The sequence below is a fragment of the Nonomuraea sp. JJY05 genome (genome assembly GCF_043496855.1).
GTDB lineage: Bacteria > Actinomycetota > Actinomycetes > Streptosporangiales > Streptosporangiaceae > Nonomuraea.
In genome coordinates, this window is the sequence record NZ_JBIEIS010000035.1 from 1 (window position 1) to 26,156 (window position 26,156).

The following is a 26,156-nucleotide window of genomic DNA, read 5'->3' on the forward strand; positions in this document are numbered from 1 at the left end:
CGCCGGCGCCGGCGCCTCGTGCGGCTTGTCGAAGTCCGGCACCGTCGCCGCGCGATCGGCGGCCATGGAGGTCGTGCTCGGCGGTGGAGACCGGTCCGCCGTGGGCCCTCCGGGGTCTTCGCCCGCGCTCAGGGGCCGGGTCGGCCCGCGTACGCGGAAGCGGCGCCGGCGCGCGGCCAGGCCCTGCCCGTGGAGCGACTGGCTGCGGCCGTCCCGACGTTCGCCGCCGACCACACGGCCTTCGACTCCCGGCCTTGCGGGGTTCGGGCCGGAGGGGCGGTTGTGTCTGGCCTTTGGCCTGGGGGTTCGGGTCGGACGGGCGGTTATGCCTGGCTTCGGTCTTGAGGCGGTCCGGGCGGGGGCCGCTCGTGCCCGGCTCGCGGCCTTGACGGGGTCGAGGGGCGCTTGTGGCCGGTTCCCGGTCTTGACGGGGTTCGGGGCCGAGGGGCGCTCGTACCTGGCTCGCGGCCTTGATGGGGCCGAGGGGCGCTCGTACCTGGCTCGCGGCCTTGATGGGGCCGAGAGGCGCTCGTACCTGGGCGTCCGGCCTTGACGGGGTCGAGAGCCTGCGGGCCGCTCGGGCGGCGGCGCGGATCGCGGGCGCGCGGCCTCGGTCCCGTGTCGGGCGGGTGGCCATGACGGGTGAATGTGCCCGGGGGGCGGAGGGATATATAGGCATAAATCGCGATGAAACGCGCGATGAAACACATCGTTAGCGGTTGTGTAACAGCTGCCAGGCATGCTCAAGCCATGGCATTCTTGCGCATCCGCACCACGGTGGACGAGCGACCCGGCCGGCTGGCCTCACTCGCCGCGGCCCTGGCGGCCAGGGGCGGCAACATCCTCGGCCTGAGCGTGCAGTCCGACGCGGACGGCACCGTGGACGAGTTCGTCGCCGACATCCCCGCCGGCCCCGAGACGGTGCGCGAGGCGCTGGAGGCGGCCGGCGGCCGCCGCGTCCAGGTGGTCCCCGCCACCGCCCACGAGCTGACCGACGAGCCCACCAGGGCGCTGCTGCTGGCCTCCAGGCTGCGTTCCATGCCGTGGCGGCTGCCCGAGCTCCTGGCCGAGCTGCTGCGCGCGGACGACGCCAGGTGGATCTATGGTGAAGCGGTGAGTGATCTTCCCGACCCGACCCAGCTCGTCGTCCCCGTGGCCCCCAGGCGGGCGGTCCGGCTTCGCCGCGCGGAGCTGCCGTTCACGCTGACCGAGGCGGCCAGGGCGGCCTCCTTCGCCCGGCTTGCCCAGCCCGCGGAGGCGGGCGCCGCCGAGCGCGCGATCAAGCTCTCCGACGGCGTCGAGGTCACGGTCCGGCCGCTCACCTCGATCTACCGCGAGGCCGTGCGCGACCTGCACGACAGGTGCTCGCCCGAGTCGCGCCGGTTCCGCTACTTCACCTCGATGCCCGCGCTGCCGGCGCGCACGTTCGACCGGCTGTGCGACAGGAGCAGGGGATTTTCGCTGGTCGCCGGGCACGACGGGCAGGTCGTGGCGATGGCCAACCTCATGTTCACCCCCGACCCGGGCATCGCGGAGATGGCCTTCCTGGTCGAGGACCGCTGGCAGGGGCTCGGTCTGGGCACGGCGATGGCCAGGATGCTCGTGAGGAGCGCCCGCGACCTGGGGTACGCCGAGGTCAAGGCCACCCTGCTGTCCGACAACGCCAGGATGCGCAGGTTGCTGCTCTCGTTGGGCGCCACGCTCGGCTACACCGAGGACCCCGGGGTGATGGAGGGCAGGCTGCCGGTCGGCACGATGGTCTCAGCCTAGGCCCTCTTCGCGCGGCGGCTCTTCCGACGGCTTGCCGGCCTGCGGCTGGATGCCCAGGTGACGTTCGATGCGCTCCAGGCTCTCCTCGATGCGGGTGAGCCGCTCGCCCAGCACGGAGCCGCCGGCGAAGAACATCTCGCTCGGCCGCTCCTTGGAGCCGCGGCCCACGCGGTCGAGCAGGCGCTGCCGTACGTCCGCCAGGTCCGCGCCCGCGTCCACGAGCGCCTGGGCCGCCAGCCCCTCACCCTCCCTGATCAGGCCGAGCAGGATGTGCTCGGTGCCGATGTAGTTGTGGCGCAGCTGCAGGGCCTCGCGCAGTGACAGCTCCAGGACCTTCTTGGCGCGCGGCGTGAAGGGGATGTGCCCGCTGGGCGACTTGGCGCCGTGGCCCACCTCCCGTTCGACGAAGGCGCGTACGTGGTCGAGCTCCACGCCACAGCCGTCGAGCACCAGTGAGGCCAGCCCCTCGCCCTCGTGGATCAGGCCGAGCAGGATGTGCTCCGTGCCGATGTAGTTGTGGCTCATCATCCGCGCCTCCTCCTGGGCGAGGACGACGACCCGTCGCGCACGGTCGGTGAAGCGTTCGAACACGGGGGGCCTCCGTTCGACTGCCACTGCCTCCACTATGCGCTACAAACCAGCGGATGTGGGGTATTTGTCCAGTGTGGATCTTGACGAGGTCGCCGGCCGGCTCTACGCGCTGCCGCCGTCCGAGTTCACCGCCGCGCGCGAGGCCGAGGCCCGCGCGGCCAAGGACGCGGGTGAGGCGGGGCTCGCCCGCGAGATAGCGAAGCTCCGCAAGCCCACGGTGTCGGCCTGGGCCGTGAACCGGGTCGTCCGCGAGCACCCCGACGAGCTGGCCGAGCTGCTCGACGTGGGGGAACGGCTGCGCGCGGCCTGGCAGGAGCAGGACGCCGACGCGCTGGCCGAGCTGACCCGGCGCCGCGCCGGCGTCATGGGCAAGCTGGGCAGGCTCGTCAGGCAGGAGAGCGGCCTGTCGCCCGCGGCGGCGGCCGAGGTGGACCAGACGCTGGAGTCCGCCATCGTGGATGCCGACGCGGCCGGGCAGGTGCGCCGCGGCTGCCTGGTCAGGCCGCTCAGCTACAGCGGCTTCGCCCCGGCCCCCGTCCCGCGCGAGCGGCCCGCCAAGCGACCGTCGCCCGGGGACGAGGCCAGGAAACCTGAGGGCGGGACCAGGAAACCTGAGGACGAGGCCAGGAAGCGCGAGGACGAGGCCAGGAAGCGCGAGGAGGCCGAGGCCAGGAGGGCCAAGGAGCGCGAGGAGGCCGAGGCCGCGCACCGGGAGTGGCAGGCGGCGCTGGAATCCGCCCAGCGGGAGCGCGACGAGCGCGCCGAGCGGGTGGCGGTGCTGGAGCGGAAGCTGGCCAAGGCCCGCAAGAGGCTCACCGAGAGCGAGCAGCGGCTGGGAGTCGCCCGGCGCGAGGAGCGGCACGCGCGCCGGAGATTGGGCTAGGGTGGCGGTGTACGAAACGGTTTCGTACACTAACGAGCTCAGCGGCTCGTGGCAGTTGGCGATTCGTGCACCTAGACCCGAGGAGTGGCGATGACTGGCTGGACCCCCGACTCCATCCCCGACCTGACCGGCAAGACCGCCATCGTGACCGGCGCCAACAGCGGCATCGGCCGTCCCACCGCGCTGGAGCTGGCCAGGCACGGCGCCCGCGTCATCGTCGCCGCGCGCTCGCCCGAGAAGGGGGAGGCGACCGTCGAGGAGATCCTGCGGGCGGTGCCCGGCGGCCAGGTCGAGTACGGCCGGCTCGACCTCGCGGACCTGGCCTCGGTCAGGCGGTTCGCCGAGGGAGTCGACAGGCTCGACCTGCTGGTCAACAACGCGGCCATCGGAATGATCTCCCGCCAGGAGACCAAGGACGGCTTCGAGATGCAGTTCGGCACCAACCACCTGGGCCACTTCGCGCTCACGGGCCTGCTGCTGCCGCTCCTGCTGGCCGCCCCCGCCGCCCGCGTGGTGAACGTCTCCAGCGACGCGCACGCCATGGGCCGGATCGACTTCGACAATCTCGGCCTGGAGCGCGGCTACAGCCGCTTCGGCGCGTACGGACGCTCCAAGCTCGCCAACCTGCTCTTCACCCTGGAGCTCCAGCGGCGCGCCGAGAAGGCCGGTAAGGCCCTCATCAGCGTCGCCACCCACCCGGGCACCACCGCCACGAACATCGTCAAGCTCGGGCCGCTACAGCCCCTCATGGGCCTTTTCTTCAAGTCGGCGGCGGCCGGGGCGGTGTCCTCGCTCTACGCCGCGACCTCGCCGGACGTCCGCGGCGGCGAGTTCATCGGCCCCACGCTCAAGCGCCTCACCCCGTCGGAGAGGGCGCGGTCGGAAGCCGACGCCATACGGCTCTGGGACGTGTCCACGGAACTGACGGGCGTACGATTCGATGAGATCGCCTACAGCTGAAGGACGTGTGCGTGGCTCCACTAGACCCTGATCGCGACAGGGCCATTCTCGACGCCACGATGGAACTGCTGTCCGAGGTCGGCTACGACCGGATGTCGGTCGACCAGATCGCCAAGCGGGCCCGGGCCAGCAAGGCCACCATCTACCGGCGCTGGGCGGGCAAGCCCGAGCTGGTGGTCGACGTCATCTGCCGGCGCTTCGACATGGACGCGCCCGCGGGCGAGGACACCGGGTCGCTCCGCGGCGACCTGGTCTCCATCTTCCGCGGGCTGTGCCAGACGGTGGAGCGCAAGCACACGCTCGTCATCGGCCTGTCCTCGACGCTGGTGTCCAACCAGGAGCTGGCGCGCACGCTGCGCGCGCACATGCCCACGAAGGACCTCGACGACGTGCAAGCCCTGCTGGAGCGGGCCGCGCAGCGCGGGGAGCTGTCCGGGCCCGTCGACGCCGGACGGCTCTTCACGCTCGCCGAGGCGCTGGTCTGGCATCGGATGATCTTCGCGGGGCCGCCGTTCGGGCCGGAGTTCGTGGCCGAGTCCGTCGACGGGGTGCTGATGCCGCTGGTGACCGCCTGGTCAAAGACCTGACCGGACGGCGTGCGCCAGGTAGGCGCACACGGGGAAGCCCTCCCGCTCGTACGGGGCCGCCAGCCGGGTGTAGCAGGCCCTGATCCGCTCGACGGTCTCCGGCGGCTGCCTGGCGATCATCGCGAAGCGCGGGCCGGCCGTCTGCACGATGTCGTCCCACCAGGTGGCGAGGTCGACCCGATGGCGCCAGCGCACCGGGTCGACGGCCGCCGCCTCGAAGCCGGCCGCCTCCAGCAGCTCCGTGAAGCGGGCCGGCGTGTCGTTGCCGGTGAACGGCCGGGCCGGCGGCTCGTAGGGGACCCCGGCGGCGGCGATGGCGTCGGTGAAGACGTTGGTGGCGGTCATCTCGTCGGACTTCCACCAGGTCAGGGCGATGGTGCCGCCCGGGCGCAGCACGCGGTGGAGCTCCTTGAGCGCCCCGGCCGTGTCGGGCACATGATTGATGACGAAATTTCCGGCTATGGCGTCAAATTCCCCGTCGTCGAAGGGGAGGTCGGGCAGCGCGGCCTGCCGGATCGTCGCGTACGGATGGCGGCGGGCGGCCAGCTCCAGCATGCCGGGATCGGCGTCCACGGCCGTGACCTCGGCGCCCAACGCGAGCGCCGCCGCGGTGACCACGCCGGTGCCGCAGCCGACGTCGAGCAGGCGGGGCGCGCACGCCCGCTCGAGGAGGGGGCCGACGGTGTGGGAGCTCAGCTGGGCGAAGCCGCGATCGTACGCTTCGGCGTTGGTCACGACCTCCACCCTATCCCAGCCGCCGAACCTGACATTCTTCTGTGAGATTTCCCCATGAAGGCTATTTTTTCGGGAAATATCGCTCATATGGTCGTCGCCATGACCATCGACGCCTTCATCGACGCGCTGCCCAAGGTCGAGCTCCACGTGCACCTGATCGGCTCGGCCTCGGTCCCCACCGTGCTCGAGCTCGCCCGCCGCCACCCCGGCAGCACGGTCCCCACCACCGAGGAGGAGCTGCGCCGCTTCTACACCTTCCGCGACTTCCCGCACTTCGCCCAGGTGTACCGGGCCGTCAACGCGCTCGTCAGGGAGCCGGAGGACGTGGCGACCCTCGTCCTCGGCCTGGCGCGCGACCTGGCCCCGCAGGGCGCCCGCTACGCGGAACTCCAGGTGACCCCGTACGCCCACCACATCGTCGGCATGCCCATGCGCGAGGTGACGCAGGCCCTCGACCTGGCCGCCGCCCGCTCGCTGGCCGAGCACGGGGTGGAGATGGCCTACATCTTCGACATCCCCGGCGAGTACGGCGAGGAGGCCGCCAAGGTGACCGTCGAGCACGCCCTCCAGGAACCTCCCGCCGCGCTGGTAGGTTTCGGGATCGGCGGCATCGAGCAGGAGCGCCCGAAATATCGGGACGCGTACCGCTCCGCGTTCTCGGCCGCCCGCGCCGCCGGCCTCCACAGCGTCCCGCACGGCGGCGAGATGTCCGGCCCCGAGACGATCTGGGAGGTCATCGAGGGCTACGGCGCCGAGCGCATCGGCCACGGCATCAGCTGCCTCGCCGACCCGCGCCTGGTCGCCCACCTGCGCGACACCCAGCTCCCGCTGGACGTCTGCCCGACCTCCAACGTCTGCACCGGCCAGGTCGCCGACCTCGCCGGGCACCCGCTGCCGAGGATGCTGGAGGAGGGCCTGTACGTGACGCTGAACAGCGACGACCCGCCCATGTTCGCCACGACGCTGGCCGACGAGTACCGGGCCGCGGCCCGGGCCTTCGGCTTCGGCAAGCCGGAGCTGGCCCAGCTGGCCAGGAACGGCGTGCGGGCGTCGTACCTGGCCGAGGAGCGCAAGCAGGCGCTGATCGAGGAGATCGACGCCCTGGCCGGATAGGGACGCCACAGGGCGGGAACCACGCGGCCCCCGCCCTGTCCGGCATCAGGGCCCAGAACCAGGGCCCAGAAATCAGGGCCCAGAAATCAGGACCGGCCTCAGGGGGACGAGATGCGCCCGAGCTCCGGCGGGATCTTGCTCGCCGCCGCCCGGTCCAGCAGGAACAGGGTCCGCGCCCGCCCTCTGGCACCCGACGCGGGCACCTGGACGTGCCCGGACTCCGACAGAGCCAGCCGGACGGCTCCCGACTTCTCCTCACCGGCCGCCACCACCCAGACCTCGCGCGAGGCCTGGATGGCGGGCAGCGTCAGCGAGATGCGGGTCGGCGGCGGTTTCGGCGCGCCGTGGACGGCCACCACCGCGCGCGTGTCGTACAGCGCGGGCATGCCCGGAAACAGCGACGCCACGTGCGAGTCGGGCCCCATGCCGAGCAGCATCACGTCGAAGCCGGGCACGGGACCGTGGTCCTCCGGCCGGGCCGCCCTGCGCAGCTCGGCCGCGTAGGACTCGGCCGACTCCTCGGCCGTCAGGCCCGAGTCGGGGCCGAGCATGACGTGGACCCGCTCCGGGTTGACGTCGACGTGGTCGAGCAGGGCCTCGCGGGCGCCGGTCTCGTTGCGTTCCTTGTCGCCGGAGGGCACGAAGCGCTCGTCGCCCCACCAGATGTCCAGCCGGCGCCAGTCGACGGCGTCACGGGCGGGGGTCGCGGCGATCGCCGCCAGCGTGGCGATGCCGACCGTGCCGCCCGTGAGCACGAGAGAGGCCGAGCCCTTGGCCGACTGCACGTCGACCAGGCGGGTGATGATCCGGGCCGCCACCGCCTTGGCCAGGACGTCGGCATCGCGATGGACGACCACGCTGGGAACGCTCACAGGTACTACTTTCTCAGCCACTGCGGTCCCAAGTCATCCCTTGTACGTGCGTGCGAACCGCTTGACCGCGGCCTCGTAGATCTCATCGGGGTCGAGCCTGCGCAGCTCCTCCGCCATCAGCTCGGCGGTCTGGCGCCGGGTCAGGGCCACGTTCCTGTCGGGCTGGCCCGGGCGGGACAGCGTGGCCAGGCGGGCGTCGTGCCGCACCACGGTCAGCTCGCCGTCGTTGAGCTGCAGGCGCACGGCCGTCAGCCCGGGACCGGAGGAGTCGACGACCTTGACCGGGGCGCCGAGCCGGTCCGACAGCCAGGAGGCCAGCAGCGGCGCGCTCGGGTTGCCCGGAGAGGCCTCCACCACGCCCTTGCGGACCTTGCCCACCGGCTGGTCGAACGCGGCCGCCAGCAGGCTGCGCCACGGCGTCAGCCGGGCCCAGGACAGGTCGGTGTCGCCGCGGGAGTATCCCTTGGCCCTGGTCACCAGCGACTTGACGCCGCCGTCGTCGAATCCCCTGGCGTCGGTGATCCGGCGCTGCGCGAGGGCGCCGACCGCGTCCTTGGCCGGGACGTCGGGCGCCGCGCCCGGCCACCACACCACGACCGGCGTGTCGGGCAGCAGGAGCGGGCTGACCACGGAGTCGGCGTGCTGGGTCAGCTCGCCGTACAGGCGCAGGACCACGACCTCGCCCGGCGTGGACTCGCCGATGCGCAGCTCCGCGTCCAGCCTGATCGGCTCGTCGACCTCGCGGTTGATCACGACGATGATGCGCGACGGGTGCTCGCGGGCCGCGTCGGTGGCCGCGCGCAGCGCGTCGTACTGGTGGCGCTCCTCGCAGACCACCACGAGCGTCAGCACCATGCCGATGGCGGGCGCGCCCATCTGGTGGCGCAGATGCATGAACTGCGCCGAGATCTTCCCCGCCGTCGTGTCCGACAGCATGAAGGTCGTCACGAGTCCTCCTTCGTCGGACCGGCGACGACTGTCGTGCTGTGTCCGATTGTTCTCTCGCTGCGCTCGATCACTAGAGTCTCCTCCAGACGCGGCCGTCGCGGGCCATCATCGCGTCGGCCGACGGCGGCCCCCACGAACCGGACTCGTAAGGCTCGGGCTGCCCCTGCGTGGCCCAGAACTCCTCGATCGGGTCGAGGATCTTCCACGACAGCTCGACCTCCCGCTGGTGCGGGAAGAGCGGCGGGTCGCCGATCATCACGTCGAGCAGCAGCCGCTCGTACGCCTCGGGAGACGACTCCAGGAACGACTCGCCGTAGGCGAAGTCCATGGAGACGTCCCGGACCTCCATGGCGGTCCCCGGCACCTTCGAGCCGAACCGCACGGTGATGCCCTCGTCCGGCTGGACGCGCACCACCAGCGCGTTCTGGCCCAGGATCTCGGTGTCGTCCTTGCTGAAGGGCAGGTGCGGCGCCCGCTGGAAGACCACGGCCACCTCCGTCACCCGGCGGCCCAGCCGCTTGCCGGTGCGCAGGTAGAAGGGCACGCCCGCCCAGCGGCGGTTGGCGATCTCCAGCTTGACGGCCGCGTACGTCTCGGTCGTGGACTCGGCCGAGATGCCGTCCTCCTGCAGGTAGCCGACCACCTTCTCGCCGCCCTGCCAGCCGGCGGAGTACTGGCCCCGCGCGGTGTTCAGCGCCAGGTTGCCCGGCAGCCGCACGGCCTTGAGCACCTTCTCCTTCTCCCGGCGCAGCGCCGAGGCGTCGAACGAGGTCGGGTCCTCCATGGCGACCAGCGCGAGGAGCTGGAGCAGGTGGTTCTGGATGACGTCGCGGGCCGCGCCGATGCCGTCGTAGTAGCCCGCGCGCCCGCCGATGCCGATGTCCTCGGCCATCGTGATCTGCACGTGGTCGACGAAGCCGCGGTTCCAGATGGGCTCGTAGAGGTTGTTGGCGAACCGCAGCGCCATGATGTTCTGGACGGTCTCCTTGCCCAGGTAGTGGTCGATCCGGAAGATCGAGCTCTCCGGGAAGGCCGAGTTGGTGATCTCGTTCAGCTCGTGGGCCGACTTGAGGTCGTGCCCGAAAGGCTTCTCGATGACCACGCGGCGCCACGACCCGTCGGGCGCGTCGGCCAGCCCGGTCCGCTTGAGCTGCTCCACCACCACGGGGAAGAACTTCGGCGGCACCGACAGGTAGAACGCGTAGTTTCCGCCCGTGCCCCGGGTCTCGTCGATCTCCGCCAGCGCCATGGCCAGCGCGTCGAACGCCCCGTCGTCGGAGAACTCGCCGGGCACGAAGTGGATGCCCTCGCGGATCTGCTTCCAGACCTCCTCACGGAAGGGCGTCCGGGCGTGCGCCTTGACGGCGTCGTGCGTCAGCTGGGCGAAATCCTGGTCTTTCCAATCGCGCCGGGCGAAGCCGACCAGCGAGAAGCCGGGCGGCAGCAGCCCCCGGTTGCCCAGGTCGTAAATCGCCGGCAACAGCTTGCGCTTGGCCAGGTCACCCGTCACGCCGAACAACACCATCACGCACGGTCCCGCAACCCGCGGCAGCCGCTTGTCGCGCGGATCGCGCAGCGGGTTGGCGGCGGCCACCTCCTCGGTGGTGGCGGTGCCCGCGACGGCGGCCGCAGCGGTGTGGGCCTCCTCCACGGGTGCTGCCGGGTCAGTCATGTCAAGCCTCCTGTGCTGCTGCGAGCAAACGCGCGACACCCGCCGCGCGATCGGTCAAATGCAGTCGTACGGCGGGCCGTCCGCGGGTCTCCAGCGCCCCCAGATCGCCGAGCGCCTGGGCCAGCTGCAGCCGCCCCAGCGTGTACGGCCGGCCGGGGACCGCCACGTCCTCGGCCACCGCCCCGGTGATCTGCAGGAACACCCCGTTCTGCGGCCCGCCCTTGTGGTATTGCCCCGTCGAGTGCAGGAAGCGTGGCCCCCACCCGAACGTCACCGGCCGGTTCGTGCGCAGCGCGAGCAGCGCCCGCAGCGTCGCCGGATCGGCCATCATCCAGGCGTCGGTCATCTGCTCGAAGTCGGCCCCGTCGGGCACCGGGGCGTCGAAGGCCGCCAGCCGGTCCAGAAAGGCCGTGATCGACAGATAGCCGTCCGCCGGTATCGCGTTGAGCACCTCGGCGAACAGCCCGGGCAGGTCCCTGGCCGTGGCCGCGCCGTACACCTCGACGGGCCCGTCCACGAACGACGGCGCGCCGACCGGCAGGTCGGGCAGGGCCAGCAGCGCCGCGGTGTTCTCCTTCGACTCGGCCACGTTCGGCTGGTCGAACGGGTTGATCTCCAGGAGCAGCCCCGCGAGGGCGGTGGCGTACTCCCAGACCAGGAACTGCGCGCCCAGCGGCCCGTCCACGCGCACGTCCCCGACGTCGGTCTCGATGGCGACGACCAGCTCGTCGCCGCTCTCGTTGGGGTCGGCGCCCACGACGGGCAGGATCCCCCTGCCCTGCTTGCCGGTGGACTCGGCCACGAGCTGCTCGATCCAGTCGGGCAGGCCGGTGATGGCCGAGAGCTGGTCCTCCAGCAGCAGCTTGTCGCGCCCGGCCAGCGCCGCGCCGCCGAGCGCGGCACCCAGGTCGAGCCCCGGGTTGCCGGTGTCGCGCGACAGCAGCGGCAGCACCTCGCCGGCCTCGTCCAGCAGCCGCGCCACGTCGGCGCCCGCCAGCGCGCTGGGCACCAGCCCGAACGCCGACAGCGCCGAGAACCGGCCGCCGACGTCCGGCTGGGCGAGCACCAGGTCGTAACCGGCCTCCACGGCCCGCTTGTCCAGCGGCGAGCCCGGGTCGGTGACGACCACGACGCGGCCGGCGGGGTCCAGGCCCGCGTCCGTGAACAGCTGCTCGTAGATCCGCAGCAGGGAGTCGGTCTCCACGGTCGAGCCGCTCTTGCCGGACACGACCACCACCGTGGCGTCGAACTGCTCGGCCAGCGCGCGCCGCACCTGCCCCGGGTCGGTCGTGTCCAGCACGGTGAGCGGCACGTCGGCGGTCGCGCAGATGACCTCCGCCGCCAGCGACGAGCCGCCCATCCCGGCCAGCACCACGTTCGTCAGGCCCGCGGCGCGGGCCCGCTCGACGAGCCCGCCCAGCACGGGCAGCAGCTCGCGAGAGTAGCGGGGCAGGGTCAGCCAGCCGAGCCTGACCGCCGCCTCCCGCTCGGCGTCCTCACCCCACAGTGGGGGGTCGCCGGCGGCGAGCCGCGCGGGCACGCCGTCGGCGACGAGGCGCCCCGCGACGGAGGAAGCGGCCGAGGCCACTCCCTCCTCGCGGTAGGACACTTCCATCACGGAACCAGGTTCTTGGTGACGCTCTCGAGCAGCTCGTTCCAGGACGCCTCGAACTTCTCGACGCCCTCGTCCTCCAGCGCCTTCACCACGTCGTCGTAGTCGATGCCGGCCTCCTTGAGCGCGGCCATGGTGTTCCAGGCCTGCTCGTAGAAGGGGCGGACCGTGTCGCCGGTGACCTTGGCGTGGTCGGCCGTGGCGTCGAGCGTCTTCTCCGGCATCGTGTTGACGGTGCCGGGGGCGACGAGCTGGTCGACGTACATGGTGTCGGAGTAGTCGGGGTTCTTGACGCCGGTCGAGGCCCACAGCGGCCGCTGCGGACGGGCGCCCGCCGAGCGCAGGCGCTGCCAGCGCTCGGAGTTCATCACGTCCTCGTAGGCCGCGTACGCCAGGCGCGCGTTGGCGATGCCCGCCTTGCCCTTCAGCTCCGGCTTGCCCACCTTGTCGAGCCGCTTGTCGATCTCGGTGTCGACGCGGCTGACGAAGAACGAGGCCACCGACTCGATCGAGGCCAGGTTGAGGCCCTTGGCCTGCGCCGCCTCGAGGCCGGCGAGCCAGGCGTCCATGACCGCGCGGTAGCGCTCGAGGGAGAAGATCAGCGTGACGTTGACGCTGATGCCCTCCGAGAGCGCCTGCGTGATCGCGGGCAGACCCTCGACCGTGGCCGGGATCTTGATGAACAGGTTGGGCCTGTCGACCATCCACCACAGCGCCCGGGCCTCGGCGACCGTCTTCTCGGTCTCGCGGGCCAGGCGCGGGTCCACCTCCAGCGACACGCGGCCGTCCACGCCGCCCGTGGCGTCGAAGACGGGGCGCAGCACGTCGGCGGCCCAGCGGATGTCGTAGGTGGTGATGGCGCGCACGGCCTCGCCCACGTCCACGCCGCGTACGGCGAGGTCGTGGAGCTGGGAGGAGTAGGCGTCACCCTTGCTGAGCGCGTTGGCGAAGATCGTCGGGTTGGAGGTCACCCCGACGACGTTCTTCTCGCGGATCAGCTGCTCCAGGTTGCCGGTGCGCAGCCGCTCACGGCTGATGTCGTCGAGCCAGATGGCAACGCCCTGGCCGGACAGGTTCTTGAGGATCTCGCTCATCTTCTCTTCAGTTTCCCGTCGTCTCGCCCTTTTCCTGACCAAGCTTGGCCAGGCTCGCATGTGCCGCCGCCGCCACGCGCTCCGCCGTCAGCCCGAACAGCTCGTACAAAGTCTTGTACGGGGCGGAGGCGCCGAAGTGTTCGAGACCGACCACTTCGCCGCATTCTCCGACGAACTCGTGCCAGCCGAGCGCGATGCCGGCCTCGACCGCGACCCGAGCCCGGATCGACGAAGGCAGAACCGTCTGCCTATATGCGATGTCCTGCCCCTTGAACCATTCGACACACGGCATCGACACGACCCGCGTCGGGATGCCCTTGCCCTCCAGCAGCTCGCGGCCCGCCAGCGCGATCTCCACCTCGCTGCCGGTGGCGATGAGGATGACCTTGGGCTGGCCGTCGGAGGCCTCGCGCAGGATGTAGCCGCCGCGGGCCACGCCCTCGGCGTTGGTGCCCTCGACGACCGGCAGGTTCTGCCTGGTCAGCGCGAGGGCCGCGGGCCGGTCGGTGTGCTTGAGCACGGCCTTCCAGGCGTAGGCGGTCTCGTTGGCGTCGGCCGGGCGCACCACGTCGAGGCCGGGGATCGCGCGCAGCGCCCAAAGGTGCTCGATCGGCTGGTGGGTGGGGCCGTCCTCGCCGAGGCCGATGGAGTCGTGCGTCCACACGTACGTGACCGGCAGCTTCATCAGCGCGGCCAGGCGCACCGAGGGGCGCATGTAGTCGGAGAAGACCAGGAAGGTGCCGCCGTACGGGCGGGTGCCGCCGTGCAGGGCGATGCCGTTGAGGATGGCGCCCATGGCGTGCTCGCGGATGCCGAAGTGCAGCGTGCGGCCGTAGCGGTTGCCGGGGAACTCCTTGGTCTGGAACTCCTCGGGGATGAAGGACGGCTCGCCCTTCATCGTGGTGTTGTTCGACTCGGCCAGGTCGGCCGAGCCACCCCACAGCTCCGGCAGCACCGGCGCCAGCGCGCTGAGCACGTCGCCGGAGGCCTTGCGGGTCGAGATCGACGCGCCCGCCTCGAACGACGGCAGCGCCCTGGCCCAGCCGTTGGGCAGCTCGCGCTGGGAGATGCGGTCGAACTCCTCGGCCCGCTCGGGGTTGGCCAGCCGCCACTCGGAGTAGCCCTTGTCCCACTCGGCGTGCTCGGAGCGGCCTCGCTGGGCGACGCCGCGGGCGTGCTCGAGCACCGCGGCCGGGACGTCGAACGTCTTGGCCGGGTCCATGCCGAGGACTTCCTTGGTGGCGGCGACCTCCGCCTCGCCCAGGGCCGAGCCGTGGATCTTGCCGGTGTTCTTCTTGTTCGGGGCCGGCCAGCCGATGATCGTGCGCAGCCGGATGAACGACGGCCGGTCGGTCTCCGCCTTGGCGGCCTGCAGCGCGTCGTAGAGCGCCTGGACGTCCTCGGCGTACTCGCCGGTCTCGGTCCAGTCGACGCTCTGGGTGTGCCAGCCGTAGGCCTCGTAACGCTTGACCACGTCCTCGGACTTGGCGATCAGCGTGTCGTCCTCGATGGAGATCTGGTTGTCGTCCCACACGACGATGAGGTTGCCCAGCTTCTGGTGGCCGGCGAGGGAGCTGGCCTCGTGGCTGATGCCCTCCTCGATGTCACCGTCGCTGACCATGCACCAGATGTGGTGGTCGAACGGCGAGCCGCCGGCCTCGGTGTCGGGGTCGAACAGGCCCCGCTCGCGGCGGGCCGCCATCGCCATGCCGACCGCGTTGCCCAGGCCCTGGCCGAGCGGGCCCGTGGTCGTCTCCACGCCCGCCGTGTGGCCGTACTCGGGGTGGCCCGGCGTCAGGCTGTCCCACTGGCGCAGCCGGCGAAGGTCGTCGAGCGTGAGGCCGTAGCCGGACAGGTAAAGCTGGATGTAGAGCGTCAGGCTCGAGTGCCCGCACGACAGCACGAAACGGTCGCGCCCGGCCCACTTGGGATCGGTCGGGTCGTGACGCATCACACGCTGGAACAGCAGGTATGCGGCGGGAGCCAGGCTCATGGCGGTGCCGGGATGACCCGAGCCCGCCTTCTCCACTGCGTCCATCGCCAGGGCTCGAACGACGTCGACCGCCTGCTTGTCCAGGTCGGTCCATTCGAGGGCTGGCACGAGTTCGGTGCTCAAGTGCTCGATCTCCGGAATCTAGTTGTCATTGATTGGCTATCCCGCCCACACGGGACCCTAACCGAGTGGAGCTGGCGAACGATTCCCATCCCACCCGCACGTGTCCATGTGCGGCGCAAGCCCCCCATTGGCCGGACCGGCCGCCCCTGCGACTACAGTTTGTTTGTTCGCAGGGGCGTCACGGCGCCCACCCATGGATCCGCTCTAATCAGAGGTTACGCGTTGACTCCGCACAGGCTGGAAGCGCCTTGACGGTGCTGACCAACAGGCAGGCGACGGCCCGATCTCCGCAGGTGGAGGGGCCGCGCTCGATCGGTATGATCGTCAAGGCCTACATCGCGCTCACCAAGCCGCGGATCATCGAGCTGCTGCTGATCACGACGCTGCCGGTGATGTTCCTGGCGGCGGGCGGCCTGCCGCCGCTGTGGACGTCGATCTCGGTCATGGTGTTCGGCACCCTATCGGCGGGCAGCGCCAACGCGCTCAACTGCTACGTGGATCGCGACATCGACCAGAAGATGCGCCGCACCCGCCGCAGGCCGCTGGCCAGGCACCAGGTGTCGCCGCGGGGCGCGCTGATCTTCGGCATCGTGCTCGGCGTGCTGTCCCTGGTGGGCCTCTGGGTGACCACCAACTGGCTGGCCGCGATGCTGTCCACCGGGGCGATCCTGTTCTACGTGCTGGTCTACTCGATGATCCTGAAGCGCCGTACGGCCCAGAACATCGTGTGGGGCGGCATCGCGGGCTGCATGCCGGTGATGATCGGCTGGGCGGGCATCACCGAGCGGCTCGACTGGGCGCCGCTGGTGCTGTTCGGCGTGGTGTTCTTCTGGACCCCGCCGCACACCTGGACGCTGGCCATGCGCTACAAGGAGGACTACGCGGCGGCCAAGGTGCCCATGCTGCCGGTCGTGGCCACCGAGCGGCGGGTGATCCTGGAGTCGATCGCCTACACGTGGGCGACCGTGCTGTGCTCGCTGGCGCTGTGGCCGGTGGCCGGCACCACGCTGTTCTACCCGATCGTGGCCGCCGCCCTCGGCGCCATGTGCCTGTGGGAGGTCCACCGCCTGCTGGCCCGGCTCAACGCCGGCAAGAGCGGCGTCGACCTGCGCCCCATGCGCTTCTTCCACTGGTCCAACGCCTACCTGGCGCTGCTGTTCCTGGCCGTGGCCATCGACCCGCTGCTGGCCTGACCGCCATGCGGCCGCGTGTCCGGACGGTGACGCTGTCTTGACCGGCACGGACCCCGGCCCTCTGATCCGTTAAAGTCACCGTATGGCGACCCGTGATCCACGCTGGGTGTTGAAGGACCGCCCGTCATTCGCGTTGATCATCGGGCTCGTCCTCACCGGAGTCTGCGCCCTGGTCTCGTTCTCCTTCGACGTGATCAACGGCGCTCCGGTGCAGTTCTTCATCGCGCTCATGCTGGCGCTCGCGCCGGTGCCGCTGCTGCTGGCGGCCGTGCTGGCGCTCGACCGGATGGAGCCGGAGCCGCGCAGCAACCTGATCTTCGCCTTCGCGTGGGGGGCGGGCGTCGCGGTGCTGGTCGCCGGTCTGATCAACTACCTCAACCTGCACTACATCATCGACACCGCCAAGCTGTCGGAGGCCAGCGCCCGCAACGTCGCGGCCACCTTCGGCGCGCCCGTGGTGGAGGAGACGATGAAGGGGCTGGTGCTGCTCGGGCTGCTCAGGTTCCGCAGGGCCGAGCTCGACGGACCCACCGACGGCATCATCTACGCCAGCATGGTCGGGCTCGGCTTCGCCATGAGCGAGAACGTCAGCTACTACCTGGCCGCCCTGTCCAACTCCGGCGTCAAGGGGCTGGCGGTCACCGTGGTGCTGCGCGGCATCCTGTCGCCGCTGGCCCACCCGCTGTTCAGCTCGATGATCGGCGTCGCCGTCGCCTACGCCGCCCAGCGCGGCGGCCCCGAGCGGGTCTTCTACATCCTGGCGGGCTGGTCGGGCGCGATGATCCTGCACGGCCTGTGGAACGGCCTGGCCTCCTACGGCGGCTTCCCCGGGCTCGTGGTGGCCTACCTGGCGCTGCTGGCCGTGCTGATCGTGCTCATCGGCGTGGTGTTCAAGGACCGGCGGCGCATCGTGGCCCTCATCCAGCGCTACCTGCCGCCGTACGAGCCGACCAAGCTGGTCACCCAGGCCGACATCTACATGCTGTCGACCTTCCCCAGGAGGCGCCAGGCCAGGCAGTGGGCCCGGGCCCACGGCGGCAAGCGCGGGCTGCGCGCCATGCGCGACTACCAGCTGGCCGCCACCGAGCTGGGCCTGCTGCACGAGCGGGCGGCCCGCCACATGATCGACGAGCAGGGCTTCCACGAGGAGCAGCGGGCGCTGCTGGAGTGCATGAGCACGGCCCGGGCGGACTTCCCGGTGCCGACGGCGCACGCCAGGTCGGTGGCGGGGGACCCCCCGCCGCCCGGCTATGCCCCCGGCGCGCCGGGCTGAGCCAGGAGGTTCGTCAGGGAGACCTCGCGCGGGCCCGGATAGACCGGGTCGGAGTGGAGCACCATCGCGTCGGCGAAGGCCTTGGCGGTGGCGAGCAGCTCGCGGGTGGCGTAGGCGTACGTGGGCGCGGCGAAGTCCCTGGTGGAGTCGTCACCCACCCCGAACGCCTCGAGACCGGCCGTCCGGCACAGCGTCACGGCCCTGGGCAGGTGGAACTCCTGCGTCACGACCGTCACCTGCCGCGCCCCGAAGACCTTGCGCGCCCGCACGCACGAGTCCCACGTGTCGAAGCCCGCGTAGTCCAGGACCATCACCCGGTCCGGCACGCCCCTGCGGAGCAGGTAGTCGCGCATGGCCGTCGGCTCGTCGTACTCCTTGCGGCTGTTGTCGCCCGACAGCAGCAGCGCCCGCACCCTGCCCGCCCGGTAGAGCTCGGCGGCGATGTCGAGCCGGTGGGCCAGCATCGGGGTGGGCTGCGTGCCGTACAGGCCGGCGCCCAGCACCAGCGCGGCCTGCGCCGTGGGCACGCGCCCGAGCCAGTCGTCGCCCACGGCCGTCACCCGGTGCGCCGAGCTGCCGAGCCAGGCCCACGTCATGGGCGCCAGGCAGAGCACGCTGACCAGCACCAGAGCCTGGTACGCGCGCCGCAGGGCCTTCCGAGTGGGGCGGACTTTCAGTGACAAATCACACCCTCCAGGGGGCGGGGGAGTGGCGGACCGATCCCCTCATACCCTGGCATATCCACTCAGACGACGGCGGGTGCTCCGGCGGCTTCGGCGGGGGAGTGGCCGGCGGGGGCGGTCTGCGGGGTGCGGGTGCGCAGCGAGGTGACCACCCTGAGCGCGGCGATCCAGACCAGCGTGGAGCCGAGCACGTGCAGCAGCACCAGCGCGGCGGGCACGGCCAGGAAGTACTGCGTGTAGCCGATCACGCCCTGGCCCAGCTCCACGGCCAGCAGCGCCAGCGCCGCCCGCCGGGCGGGCCGCGGCGCATTGCTCACGTGCAGGGCGAACAGCAGCGCGAACGTCAGCCCCACCACGAGGTAGGCGACGTCGGCGTGCAGCCGGGCCACCGCCTCGATGTCGAGGTCGAAGCGGGAGGCCATCTCGTCGCCCGAGTGCGGGCCCGTGCCGCTCACCCCGACCCCGACCACCAGCAGCGCGAACACCGCAGCGAGCAGCGCGTGGCCGAGCCGGCGGATGTCGCGGTGGGTCACCCGCCGGGCCGGGCCGTCGCCCTCGCCCGCGCGGGCGTACAGCATCCAGCAGGCGGCGATCAGGCCGGTGGAGATGAGGAAGTGCATGCCCACCGTGAACGGGTTGAGCATCGTGTTGACCACCAGGCCGCCCCACAGCGCCTGGGCCATGACGCCCGCCGGCTGCAGCAGCGCCAGCCTCATGAGCGAGCGCCTGCGCGGGGCCAGCCGGAACGCCGCCACCACGCACGCCACGCCGACCGCCAGCACCAGGAACGTCAGCAGCCGGTTGCCGAACTCGACGAGCATGTTGAGCATCGACACCTCGGGGTGCGCGACCGGGATGAAGCTGTCGGGCGTGCACTTGGGCCAGGTCGGGCAGCCCAGCCCGGAACCGGTGACGCGAACGCCCGCGCCCGTCACCGCGATGCCCGCGTTGACCACCACGGACGCCATCGCCCAGGCCCGCATCGACTGCGTCGTGGGCGCCCAGAAGGAGAGCAGGCGGAGCACGTGGCGGTTGGGGTGGTCCGTGGGTAGCTTCACGCCATCGATGGTACGGGCCCACCCACCCGGTCCCACCACCGGTCACCCCGCCCGTGACCGGCCCGGACCACGGAACTACCGCGCGCCGCGACGGCGATGACGCCCCACGGCGGCGCCCCTGCCACCGTCCTCCCACGGGCCTCACCCAAGGCGCGGGCCGGGCGCCGAAAGGCGGGTGGCGCCGAGCGGGTGGCGGCGGCTCTTCGGCCGCTCCTCCTCCAAGGGACCTCGGCCGGAGTGTGCCGTGCGGTGAGGTGGTGATATGCCGTCGGTGGGTAGCGGCGGTGGCAGGGGGCGCGGCGGGGGGCGGCGGGTCGTCCGTCCAGTGGAAAGGGCCTTCTCAAGAGAGCGAGGTATGTGACATATTACAGACCTGGGAGGTGATGGATGTCCGACGTCATCGTGGTCGGCGCCGGAGTCGTGGGCGCCGCATGCGCCTACTACGCCGCGCGCGCGGGTCTCGACGTGACCGTGGTCGACCGCGGCCCCGTGGCGGGCGGCACGACCGGCTCGGGCGAGGGCAACGTGCTGGTGTCCGACAAGGAGCCGGGCCCCGAGCTGGAGCTGGCCCTGCTGTCGAACCGGCTCTGGCGCTCGCTGGCGGACCTCGGCGGGTTCGAGTTCGAGCCCAAGGGCGGCCTGGTGGTCGCCGAGACCGCTGAGGTCCGGCGCCAGCTCGCCGAGCTGGCCGCCAAGCAGGACGTGGAGCACACCCTGGTCCCCGGCGAGTCGCTGCGCGACTACGAGCCGCACCTGGCCGAGGGCCTGGCCGGTGGGGTGTACTACCCCGAGGACGCCCAGGTGCAGCCCATGCTGGCCGCCGCGCGCCTGCTCAGGCACGGCGCGGAGAGCTTCGGCCACGGAACGCTCCGGCTGCGCCTCGGGGCGGCGGTGACCGGGTTCGTGCGCAAAGGGGATCGGATCGCGGGCGTGCGCACCTCCCAGGGTGACGTGCTCGGCGACGCGGTGATCAACGCGGCGGGCACCTGGGGCGGCGAGGTGGCCGCGCTGGCGGGGGTCGATCTGCCCATCCTGCCCAGGCGCGGGTTCATCCTCGTCACCGAGCCGCTGCCGCAGCCCCTGATCAGGCACAAGGTCTACACCGCCGCCTACGTCACGAACGTGGCCAGCGACTCGGAGGGCCTGGAGACGTCGGCGGTCGTGGAGGGCACGCCCGCCGGCACGGTGCTCATCGGCGCCAGCAGGGAGCGGGTCGGGTTCGACCGGACGATGTCGGTGCCGGTGCTCGCCCGCCTGGCCGAGCAGGCCGTGGCGCTGTTCCCCGCGCTGCGCGAGGTGCGGGCGATCAGGTCGTACTGCGGCTTCCGGCCGTACTGCCCCGACCACCTGCCCGTCATCGGCGCCGACCCGCGCGCCCCCGGGCTCTATCACGCCTGCGGGCACGAGGGGGCGGGCATCGGGCTCGCCCCGGCCACCGGTCACCTGCTCGCGCAGGTGCTCACCGGCTCCCCGACCGACCTGGACCTGCGGCCCTTCCGGCCGGATCGCTTCGCGGAGGAGTCCTCTTGACGTTCCACATCACGATCGACGGGCGTCCGGTACCCGTCGTGCCCGGGCAGACGATCGGGGCGGCGCTGCACGCGGCCGGGGTGCGGTCGTGGCGCAGCACCCGCTTCGGCGGGCGGCCCCGCGGGCTGTTCTGCGGGATCGGGGTCTGCTTCGACTGCCTGATCTCGGTCAACGGGCGGGCGCCCGAGCGGGCCTGCCTGCTGGAGGCCGAGCCCGGTGACGAGGTGACGACGTCATGACGTACGACCTGGTGGTGATCGGCGGCGGGCCCGCGGGGGTGGCCGGCGCGCTCACGGCGGCGCTGGCCGGACTGCGGGTGGCGCTCCTGGACTCTTCCGTACGGCTCGGCGGCCAGTACTTCCGCCACGCCGCCGACCCGAAGCCCGCGCCCGGCCTGGAGCGGTTCCTGCGGCAGGCGCGGGCCCTGGACGGCCGCGCCGACGTGCTGCTGCGGCACCAGGTGTGGAGCGTCGCCCGCGAGCCGGACGGGGACCTGGTCGTGCACTGCGTCACCCGCGGCGTGGGTTCCGGGGGTTCCGCCGAGCAGCAGGTCGTCCTGCGGGCGCGGCGGCTGCTGATCGCGACCGGCGCGCACGACCGGCCGCTGCCGTTCCCCGGATGGGACCTGCCCGGCGTCCTGACCGCCGGCGGCGCGCAGGCGCTGCTCAAGGGCAACGGCGTCGTGGCGGGCAGGCGGATCGTCGTCTCCGGCACCGGCCCGTTCCTGCTGCCCGTGGCCACCGGGCTGGCCGGGGCGGGGGCGCGGGTGCTCGGCGTGCTCGAGGCGAACGGCGGGCTCGGGCTGGCCAGGCATCCGCTGCTGGCCCTGGGCAAGGCCGGGGAGGCCGCCGGGTACGCCGCGAGCCTGGCCAGGCACCGCGTGCCGTACCGGACGCGCCAGACGGTGGTGGCGGCGCACGGGGAGCGCGAGGTGGAGGCCGTCACCGTGGCCCGCCTCGACCAGGAGTGGAACGTTCTCGCCACCCGCGTCGTCGAGTGCGACACGGTGGCCGTCGGGTACGGGTTCGTGCCGCAGATCGAACTGGGCACCCAGCTCGGCTGCGCCACCCGCGACGACGTGGACGGCAGCCCCGTGCTCGACGTGGACGCCGCCCAGCGCACCTCCGTCCCCGGGGTCTGGGCCGCCGGGGAGCCCACGGGCGTGGGCGGCTGGCTCCTGTCCGAGACGGAGGGCCGCATCGCCGGCCGCGCCGTGGTGGCCGACTCGCGCGGCTCGCGGGCGGAGTCGGGGCTGCTGCTGCGGCGCCGGCAGCGCGGGCGGGCCTTCGGCGAGGCGCTGCAGCGGGCCTACCCCGTCAAACCCGGCTGGCAGGGCTGGCTGCGCGACGACACGCTGGTGTGCCGCTGCGAGGAGGTGCCGCTGGCCCGCGTACGCGAGGCGCAGGACCTCGGCGCCACCGACGCGCGCTCCATCAAGCTGCTGGCCAGGCCCGGCATGGGCTGGTGCCAGGGCCGCATCTGCGGCTACGCCGTCTCCTGCCTGGCCGGGGAGCCGCAGCGGCCGCCCCGCCGCCCCATAGCCCAGCCCGTCACCCTCGGCGCCCTGGCCGAGCTTCCAGACGTTTCCGACGTTCCCCCCACCCACTGACCCTGACATGGAGGACTTTCCGATGGACAACCGCACCAAAGCCTGGCACGGCATCATGGTGGCCACCGCCCTGCCCCTGCGAGACGACCTTTCCGTCGACTACGACGGCTACGCCGACCACTGCCGCTGGCTGGTCGAGAACGACTGTGACGGCGTCGCGGTCAACGGTTCGCTGGGCGAGTACCAGACGCTCACCTCGGAGGAGCGGGCCAAGGTGGTCGAGACCGCCGTCGAGGCCGTGGGCGGGCGCAGGGTGATGGCCGGGGTGGGCGCGTACGGCGCCGCGGAGTCGCGCCGGTGGGCCGAGCAGGCGGCCGAGGCCGGCTGCGGCTCGGTGCTCCTGCTGCCCCCCAACTCCTACCGCGCCGACGACCGGGCGGTCCTCGCGCACTACCGCGAGGTCGCCAAGGCGGGCCTGCCCGTCGTGGCCTACAACAACCCGTACGACACCAAGGTGGACCTGACCCCCGCGCTGCTGGCCAAGCTGCACGAGGAGGGGCTGATCGTGGCGGTCAAGGAGTTCAGCGGGGACGTGCGGCGCGCGTACGAGCTGGCCGAGCTGGCCCCCGAGCTGGACCTGCTGATCGGCTCCGACGACGTGCTGCTCGAACTCGCCGTGGCCGGGGCGGTGGGCTGGATCGCCGGCTACCCCAACGCGCTGCCGGTCTCCAACGCCGCGCTCTACCGCGCCGCCGTCGCCGGCGACCTGGAGAGCGCGCTGCCTCTTTACAGGACCCTGCACCCCCTGCTGCGCTGGGACTCCAAGACGGAGTTCGTCCAGGCCATCAAGCTGTCCATGGACCTCGCGGGCCGCCACGGCGGGCCGTGCAGGCAGCCCAGGCAGCCGCTGACGGACGGGCAGGCCGCTATCGTGCGTGCGGCGACCGAGAAGGCACTGGCAGAAGGGCTGCGATGAGGACAAAACGCGTTTTCCATGCCGTCGACTCCCACACCGAGGGCATGCCCACCCGCGTCATCACCGGCGGGATAGGCGTGATCCCGGGCGCGAGCATGGCGGAGCGGCGCGTCTACTTCCGTGACAACCTCGACCACATCCGCACCCTGCTGATGACCGAGCCGCGCGGCCACTCCGCCATGAGCGGCGCCATCCTGCAGCCGCCCACCAGGCCGGACGCGGACTACGGCGTGCTGTTCATCGAGGTGTCGGGGCTGCTGCCGATGTGCGGCCACGGCACCATCGGCGTGGCCACCGTGCTCGTCGAGACCGGCATGGTCGAGGTCGTGGAGCCGGTCACCACCGTGCGCCTGGAGGTGCCCGCCGGGCTCGTCGAGGTGGACGTGGCCGTCGAGGACGGCCAGGCCATGTCGGTGACGCTGCGCAACGTGCCCTCCTACTCCGACCGGCTCGACGCCGTCGTGAAGGTGCCCGGGTTCGGGGAGATCCCGTACGACCTCGCGTACGGCGGCAACTTCTACGCCATCGTCGACCTCGACTCCTACGGCCTGCCCTTCGACCGCAGGGCCAAGAACGAGATCATCGCCGCCGGCCTGGCCACCATGGAGGCGATCAACGCGGCCGACGAGCCCGTCCACCGCGAGGACGACCGCATCCGCGGCTGCCACCACGTCTACTTCGCCGCCCCCGGCTCGGACGCCCAGCACTCGCGGCACGCCATGGCCATCCACCCGGGCTGGTTCGACCGCTCGCCGTGCGGCACCGGCACCAGTGCCCGGATGGCGCAGCTGCACGCCAGGGGCGAGCTGCCGCTCGGCCGGGACTTCGTGAACGAGTCGTTCATCGGGACCCGGTTCATCGGGCGGCTGCTGGAGGAGACCACTGTGGGCGGCGGGCCGGCCGTCGTGCCCTCGATCACCGGCCGCGCCTGGGTCACCGGCACCGCCCAGTACTTCCTGGACCCGCGCGACCCGTTCCCCGCCGGATTCGAGCTGTGAGCGAGCGTGACGACCGTGGTTCCGGCCTGGCCGGGACCGCGATCACGACGACCGACTACCACACGGGCGGGGAGCCGTTCCGGATCGTGACCGGCGGCGTGCCCGAGATCCCCGGGGCGGACGTGCTGTCGCGCCGCTCCACCGCCATCGCCGACCCCCGGTTCGACGACGTGCGGCGGCTGCTGTGCCAGGAGCCGCGTGGCCACGCCGACATGTACGGCTGCTTCCTCGTCCCGCCGGACGACCCGGGGGCCGCGTTCGGTGCGCTGTTCTGGCACAAGGACGGGTTCTCCACCGCCTGCGGCCACGGCACCATCGCGCTCGGCGCCTACGCCGTGCACGAGGGGCTGGTGGCCGCCGGCCCCGACGGGGAGACGGACGTGGTCATCGACGTGCCGTCGGGCCGCGTCACGGCGCGGGTGCGCCGCTCCGGGGGCAAGGTGACCGGGGTGACGTTCGTCAGCGTGCCGTCGTTCGTGGTGGCGCGGGACGTGGCCGCCGGCAGGACCAAGGTCGACGTCTCGTACGGCGGCGCGATCTACGCGTCGCTGCCCGCCGCGGCGGTGGGCCTGTCCGTGGAGCCCGCGAACCTGACGGCGCTCATCGGCCACGCCCGCCGCATCAAGGCCGACCTGGCGGACCATCCGGCCGCCCGGCATCCGTCCGACGACCGGCTGTCCGGCGTCTACGGCGTGATCTTCTACGACGAGCTGCCGGACCAGGACGGGGCGGCGCACCAGCGGAACGTGACGGTCTTCGCCGACGGGGAGGTGGACCGCTCGCCCTGCGGATCGGGCACGGCGGCGCGGATGGCGCTGCTGCACGACGAGGGGCTGCGCGCGCCCCTGATCCACGACAGCGTCGTCGGGAGCACCTTCCGGGCGCGGGTGGCCGAGGTGCGCGACGAGGGAGTCGTCCCGGAGATCGAGGGCATGGCCTACCGGACCGGGCGACACGTCTTCGAACTAGATCCCGACGATCCGATGGGTGTGGGGTTCACGCTGCGATGACCGGACTGCCATATCTCGACGCCGCCACGATGGAGCGGCTGGTGCCGATGGGGCGCGCCGTACGGATCCTGGAGGACGCCCTGGGCGCCGGGCTCGACCCCGAGGCCACGCCGCAGCGGCCGATCGTGGACCTGCCGGCCGGGCAGCTCCTGCTCATGCCCGCCGCGGCCGGACGCTACGCGGGGGTCAAGGCCGTCACCATCGCGCCCGGCAACCCCGATCGCGAGCTGCCGCGGATCCAGGGGACGTACCTGCTGTTCGACGGCGACACCCTGACCCCGCTCGCGGCCCTGGACGGGATCGCGCTCACCTCCCTGCGCACCCCCGCCGTCTCGGCGCTGGCCGTCAGCCACCTGGCGGACGGGGACGCCCGGCGGCTGGTGGTGTTCGGGAGCGGCCCGCAGGCGTGGGGGCACGTGCTCGCGCTACGGGAGGTGCGGCCCGTCGAGGACGTGACCGTGATCGGGCGCGACCGGGAGCGCGCGGAGGGGCTCGCCGGCCGCTGCCGCGCGCTCGGCCTGACCGCCCGCGCCCTGCGGCCGTCCGATTCGGCGCAAGCACTGGCCGGGGCCGATGTCATCGCATGCTGCACGACAGCGAGAGAACCGCTGTTCCCCGGTAAGCTCGCCCGCGACGGCGTCACCGTCGTCGCGGTCGGGTCGCACGAGCCCGGCGCCCGCGAGCTCGACGGCGACCTCGTCGCCCGCGCCACCGTGGTCGTCGAGGCGCGGGCGGCCGCCCTGGAGGAGGCGGGCGATCTGCTCATCCCGATCCGCGAGGGCACGATCACCGCTGGGCATCTCGCGGGCAACCTCGCCGACCTCGTCGCCGGTCGGGTGGTCGCCGGCACGGGGCCGCGCGTGTTCAAGAGCACGGGCATGGCCTGGGAGGACCTCGTGGTCGCGGCCGCCGCGTACGAGGCGTGGAATTAGG

Annotated in this window: 24 protein-coding genes and 1 pseudogene; 14 read left to right on the forward strand and 11 right to left on the reverse strand. The window is 72.2% G+C overall.

Features of this window, described 5'->3' with window-relative positions; all coding sequences use genetic code 11:
- Window positions 1-234: hypothetical protein (locus tag ACFKCF_RS41795; RefSeq protein WP_394500894.1), on the reverse strand; the 234-nt coding region annotated here is incomplete at its 3' end.
- A gap of 516 nt (window positions 235-750) precedes the next feature.
- Here ACFKCF_RS41795 and ACFKCF_RS41800 point away from each other — a divergent pair.
- Window positions 751-1,770, forward strand: coding sequence for a GNAT family N-acetyltransferase (locus ACFKCF_RS41800; protein WP_394500895.1), 1,020 nt, complete (start codon window positions 751-753; stop codon window positions 1,768-1,770).
- A 179-nt stretch (window positions 1,771-1,949) separates the two neighbouring features.
- On the opposite strand, the pseudogene ACFKCF_RS41805 reads toward ACFKCF_RS41800, so the two are convergent.
- Window positions 1,950-2,361 (reverse strand): annotated as a pseudogene (locus ACFKCF_RS41805) (Clp protease N-terminal domain-containing protein); the annotation flags it as partial.
- 73 nt (window positions 2,362-2,434) lie between these two features.
- Here ACFKCF_RS41805 and ACFKCF_RS41810 point away from each other — a divergent pair.
- The 3 genes from ACFKCF_RS41810 to ACFKCF_RS41820 all read left to right on the forward strand — a co-directional run bounded on the left by ACFKCF_RS41810 (window position 2,435) and on the right by ACFKCF_RS41820 (window position 4,791).
- Entirely contained in the window at window positions 2,435-3,244 is an 810-nt protein-coding gene (locus tag ACFKCF_RS41810) for a hypothetical protein (RefSeq protein ID WP_394500896.1), read from the forward strand.
- Between the two features lie 90 nt (window positions 3,245-3,334).
- Window positions 3,335-4,204: an oxidoreductase gene (locus ACFKCF_RS41815; RefSeq protein ID WP_394500897.1), complete on the forward strand. Its 870-nt coding sequence runs from the start codon at window positions 3,335-3,337 to the stop codon at window positions 4,202-4,204.
- 11 nt (window positions 4,205-4,215) lie between these two features.
- On the forward strand, window positions 4,216-4,791 hold the full coding sequence (locus ACFKCF_RS41820) for a TetR/AcrR family transcriptional regulator (RefSeq protein ID WP_394500898.1): 576 nt from the start codon (window positions 4,216-4,218) through the stop codon (window positions 4,789-4,791).
- Here the strand turns inward: ACFKCF_RS41820 and ACFKCF_RS41825 are convergent.
- Window positions 4,780-5,526, reverse strand: coding sequence for a class I SAM-dependent methyltransferase (locus ACFKCF_RS41825; protein ID WP_394500899.1), 747 nt, complete (start codon window positions 5,524-5,526; stop codon window positions 4,780-4,782). The genes ACFKCF_RS41820 and ACFKCF_RS41825 overlap by 12 nt on opposite strands.
- A 99-nt stretch (window positions 5,527-5,625) precedes the next feature.
- Here ACFKCF_RS41825 and add point away from each other — a divergent pair, with 99 nt between their 5' ends.
- Window positions 5,626-6,639 carry an adenosine deaminase gene (gene add, locus ACFKCF_RS41830; protein WP_394500900.1) on the forward strand — a complete coding sequence of 338 codons (1,014 nt, stop codon included), beginning with the start codon at window positions 5,626-5,628 and terminating at the stop codon, window positions 6,637-6,639.
- Window positions 6,640-6,737: 98 nt separating this feature from the next.
- Here the strand turns inward: add and pgl are convergent, their stop codons facing one another.
- The 6 genes from pgl to tkt all read right to left on the reverse strand — a co-directional run bounded on the left by pgl (window position 6,738) and on the right by tkt (window position 14,875).
- Window positions 6,738-7,511: a 6-phosphogluconolactonase gene (gene pgl, locus ACFKCF_RS41835; protein WP_394500901.1), complete on the reverse strand. Its 774-nt coding sequence runs from the start codon at window positions 7,509-7,511 to the stop codon at window positions 6,738-6,740.
- A gap of 33 nt (window positions 7,512-7,544) precedes the next feature.
- Window positions 7,545-8,459 carry a glucose-6-phosphate dehydrogenase assembly protein OpcA gene (locus tag ACFKCF_RS41840; RefSeq protein WP_394500902.1) on the reverse strand — a complete coding sequence of 305 codons (915 nt, stop codon included), beginning with the start codon at window positions 8,457-8,459 and terminating at the stop codon, window positions 7,545-7,547.
- Between the two features lie 70 nt (window positions 8,460-8,529).
- Window positions 8,530-10,131 (reverse strand): glucose-6-phosphate dehydrogenase, encoded by a 1,602-nt coding sequence (gene zwf / locus ACFKCF_RS41845; protein WP_394500903.1) that lies wholly within the window; start codon window positions 10,129-10,131, stop codon window positions 8,530-8,532.
- 1 nt (window position 10,132) lies between these two features.
- Window positions 10,133-11,746 carry a glucose-6-phosphate isomerase gene (locus ACFKCF_RS41850; protein WP_394501015.1) on the reverse strand — a complete coding sequence of 538 codons (1,614 nt, stop codon included), beginning with the start codon at window positions 11,744-11,746 and terminating at the stop codon, window positions 10,133-10,135.
- Window positions 11,746-12,837 carry a transaldolase gene (gene tal, locus ACFKCF_RS41855; protein ID WP_394500904.1) on the reverse strand — a complete coding sequence of 364 codons (1,092 nt, stop codon included), beginning with the start codon at window positions 12,835-12,837 and terminating at the stop codon, window positions 11,746-11,748. The genes ACFKCF_RS41850 and tal overlap by 1 nt, the downstream gene beginning before the upstream one ends.
- 7 nt (window positions 12,838-12,844) lie before the next feature.
- Window positions 12,845-14,875, reverse strand: coding sequence for a transketolase (gene tkt / locus ACFKCF_RS41860; protein WP_394501016.1), 2,031 nt, complete (start codon window positions 14,873-14,875; stop codon window positions 12,845-12,847).
- A 326-nt stretch (window positions 14,876-15,201) separates the two neighbouring features.
- Between tkt and ACFKCF_RS41865 the strand changes: the two genes are divergently transcribed.
- Window positions 15,202-16,146: a heme o synthase gene (locus tag ACFKCF_RS41865; RefSeq protein ID WP_394500905.1), complete on the forward strand. Its 945-nt coding sequence runs from the start codon at window positions 15,202-15,204 to the stop codon at window positions 16,144-16,146.
- Window positions 16,147-16,228: 82 nt separating this feature from the next.
- Complete coding sequence (locus ACFKCF_RS41870) at window positions 16,229-17,419, forward strand: PrsW family intramembrane metalloprotease (RefSeq protein ID WP_394500906.1); 1,191 nt, start codon at window positions 16,229-16,231, stop codon at window positions 17,417-17,419.
- Here the strand turns inward: ACFKCF_RS41870 and ACFKCF_RS41875 are convergent.
- Both ACFKCF_RS41875 and ACFKCF_RS41880 read right to left on the reverse strand, forming a co-directional pair.
- The gene (locus ACFKCF_RS41875) at window positions 17,395-18,102 is read right to left on the reverse strand and encodes a vancomycin high temperature exclusion protein (protein WP_394500907.1); all 708 of its coding nucleotides are present in this window, start codon (window positions 18,100-18,102) and stop codon (window positions 17,395-17,397) included. The genes ACFKCF_RS41870 and ACFKCF_RS41875 overlap by 25 nt on opposite strands.
- A 62-nt stretch (window positions 18,103-18,164) precedes the next feature.
- Window positions 18,165-19,160: a heme A synthase gene (locus tag ACFKCF_RS41880; RefSeq protein ID WP_394500908.1), complete on the reverse strand. Its 996-nt coding sequence runs from the start codon at window positions 19,158-19,160 to the stop codon at window positions 18,165-18,167.
- Between the two features lie 387 nt (window positions 19,161-19,547).
- Here ACFKCF_RS41880 and ACFKCF_RS41885 point away from each other — a divergent pair, with 387 nt between their 5' ends.
- Genes ACFKCF_RS41885 through ACFKCF_RS41915 form a run of 7 tightly spaced genes read left to right on the forward strand, consistent with a single transcriptional unit; the run spans window position 19,548 to window position 26,155 of the window.
- The gene (locus ACFKCF_RS41885; protein WP_394500909.1) at window positions 19,548-20,690 is read left to right on the forward strand and encodes an NAD(P)/FAD-dependent oxidoreductase; all 1,143 of its coding nucleotides are present in this window, start codon (window positions 19,548-19,550) and stop codon (window positions 20,688-20,690) included.
- On the forward strand, window positions 20,687-20,929 hold the full coding sequence (locus tag ACFKCF_RS41890) for a (2Fe-2S)-binding protein (protein WP_394500910.1): 243 nt from the start codon (window positions 20,687-20,689) through the stop codon (window positions 20,927-20,929). Before ACFKCF_RS41885 ends, ACFKCF_RS41890 begins: the two co-directional genes overlap by 4 nt.
- Window positions 20,926-22,299 carry an NAD(P)/FAD-dependent oxidoreductase gene (locus ACFKCF_RS41895; RefSeq protein ID WP_394500911.1) on the forward strand — a complete coding sequence of 458 codons (1,374 nt, stop codon included), beginning with the start codon at window positions 20,926-20,928 and terminating at the stop codon, window positions 22,297-22,299. The genes ACFKCF_RS41890 and ACFKCF_RS41895 overlap by 4 nt, the downstream gene beginning before the upstream one ends.
- A 22-nt stretch (window positions 22,300-22,321) precedes the next feature.
- Window positions 22,322-23,215 carry a dihydrodipicolinate synthase family protein gene (locus ACFKCF_RS41900; protein ID WP_394500912.1) on the forward strand — a complete coding sequence of 298 codons (894 nt, stop codon included), beginning with the start codon at window positions 22,322-22,324 and terminating at the stop codon, window positions 23,213-23,215.
- Window positions 23,212-24,213, forward strand: coding sequence for a proline racemase family protein (locus ACFKCF_RS41905; protein WP_394500913.1), 1,002 nt, complete (start codon window positions 23,212-23,214; stop codon window positions 24,211-24,213). Before ACFKCF_RS41900 ends, ACFKCF_RS41905 begins: the two co-directional genes overlap by 4 nt.
- Window positions 24,210-25,223, forward strand: a complete 1,014-nt coding sequence (locus tag ACFKCF_RS41910) for a proline racemase family protein (protein ID WP_394500914.1) — start codon at window positions 24,210-24,212, stop codon at window positions 25,221-25,223. Before ACFKCF_RS41905 ends, ACFKCF_RS41910 begins: the two co-directional genes overlap by 4 nt.
- Complete coding sequence (locus ACFKCF_RS41915) at window positions 25,220-26,155, forward strand: ornithine cyclodeaminase family protein (RefSeq protein WP_394500915.1); 936 nt, start codon at window positions 25,220-25,222, stop codon at window positions 26,153-26,155. The genes ACFKCF_RS41910 and ACFKCF_RS41915 overlap by 4 nt, the downstream gene beginning before the upstream one ends.
- Window position 26,156: the final 1 nt, after the last annotated feature.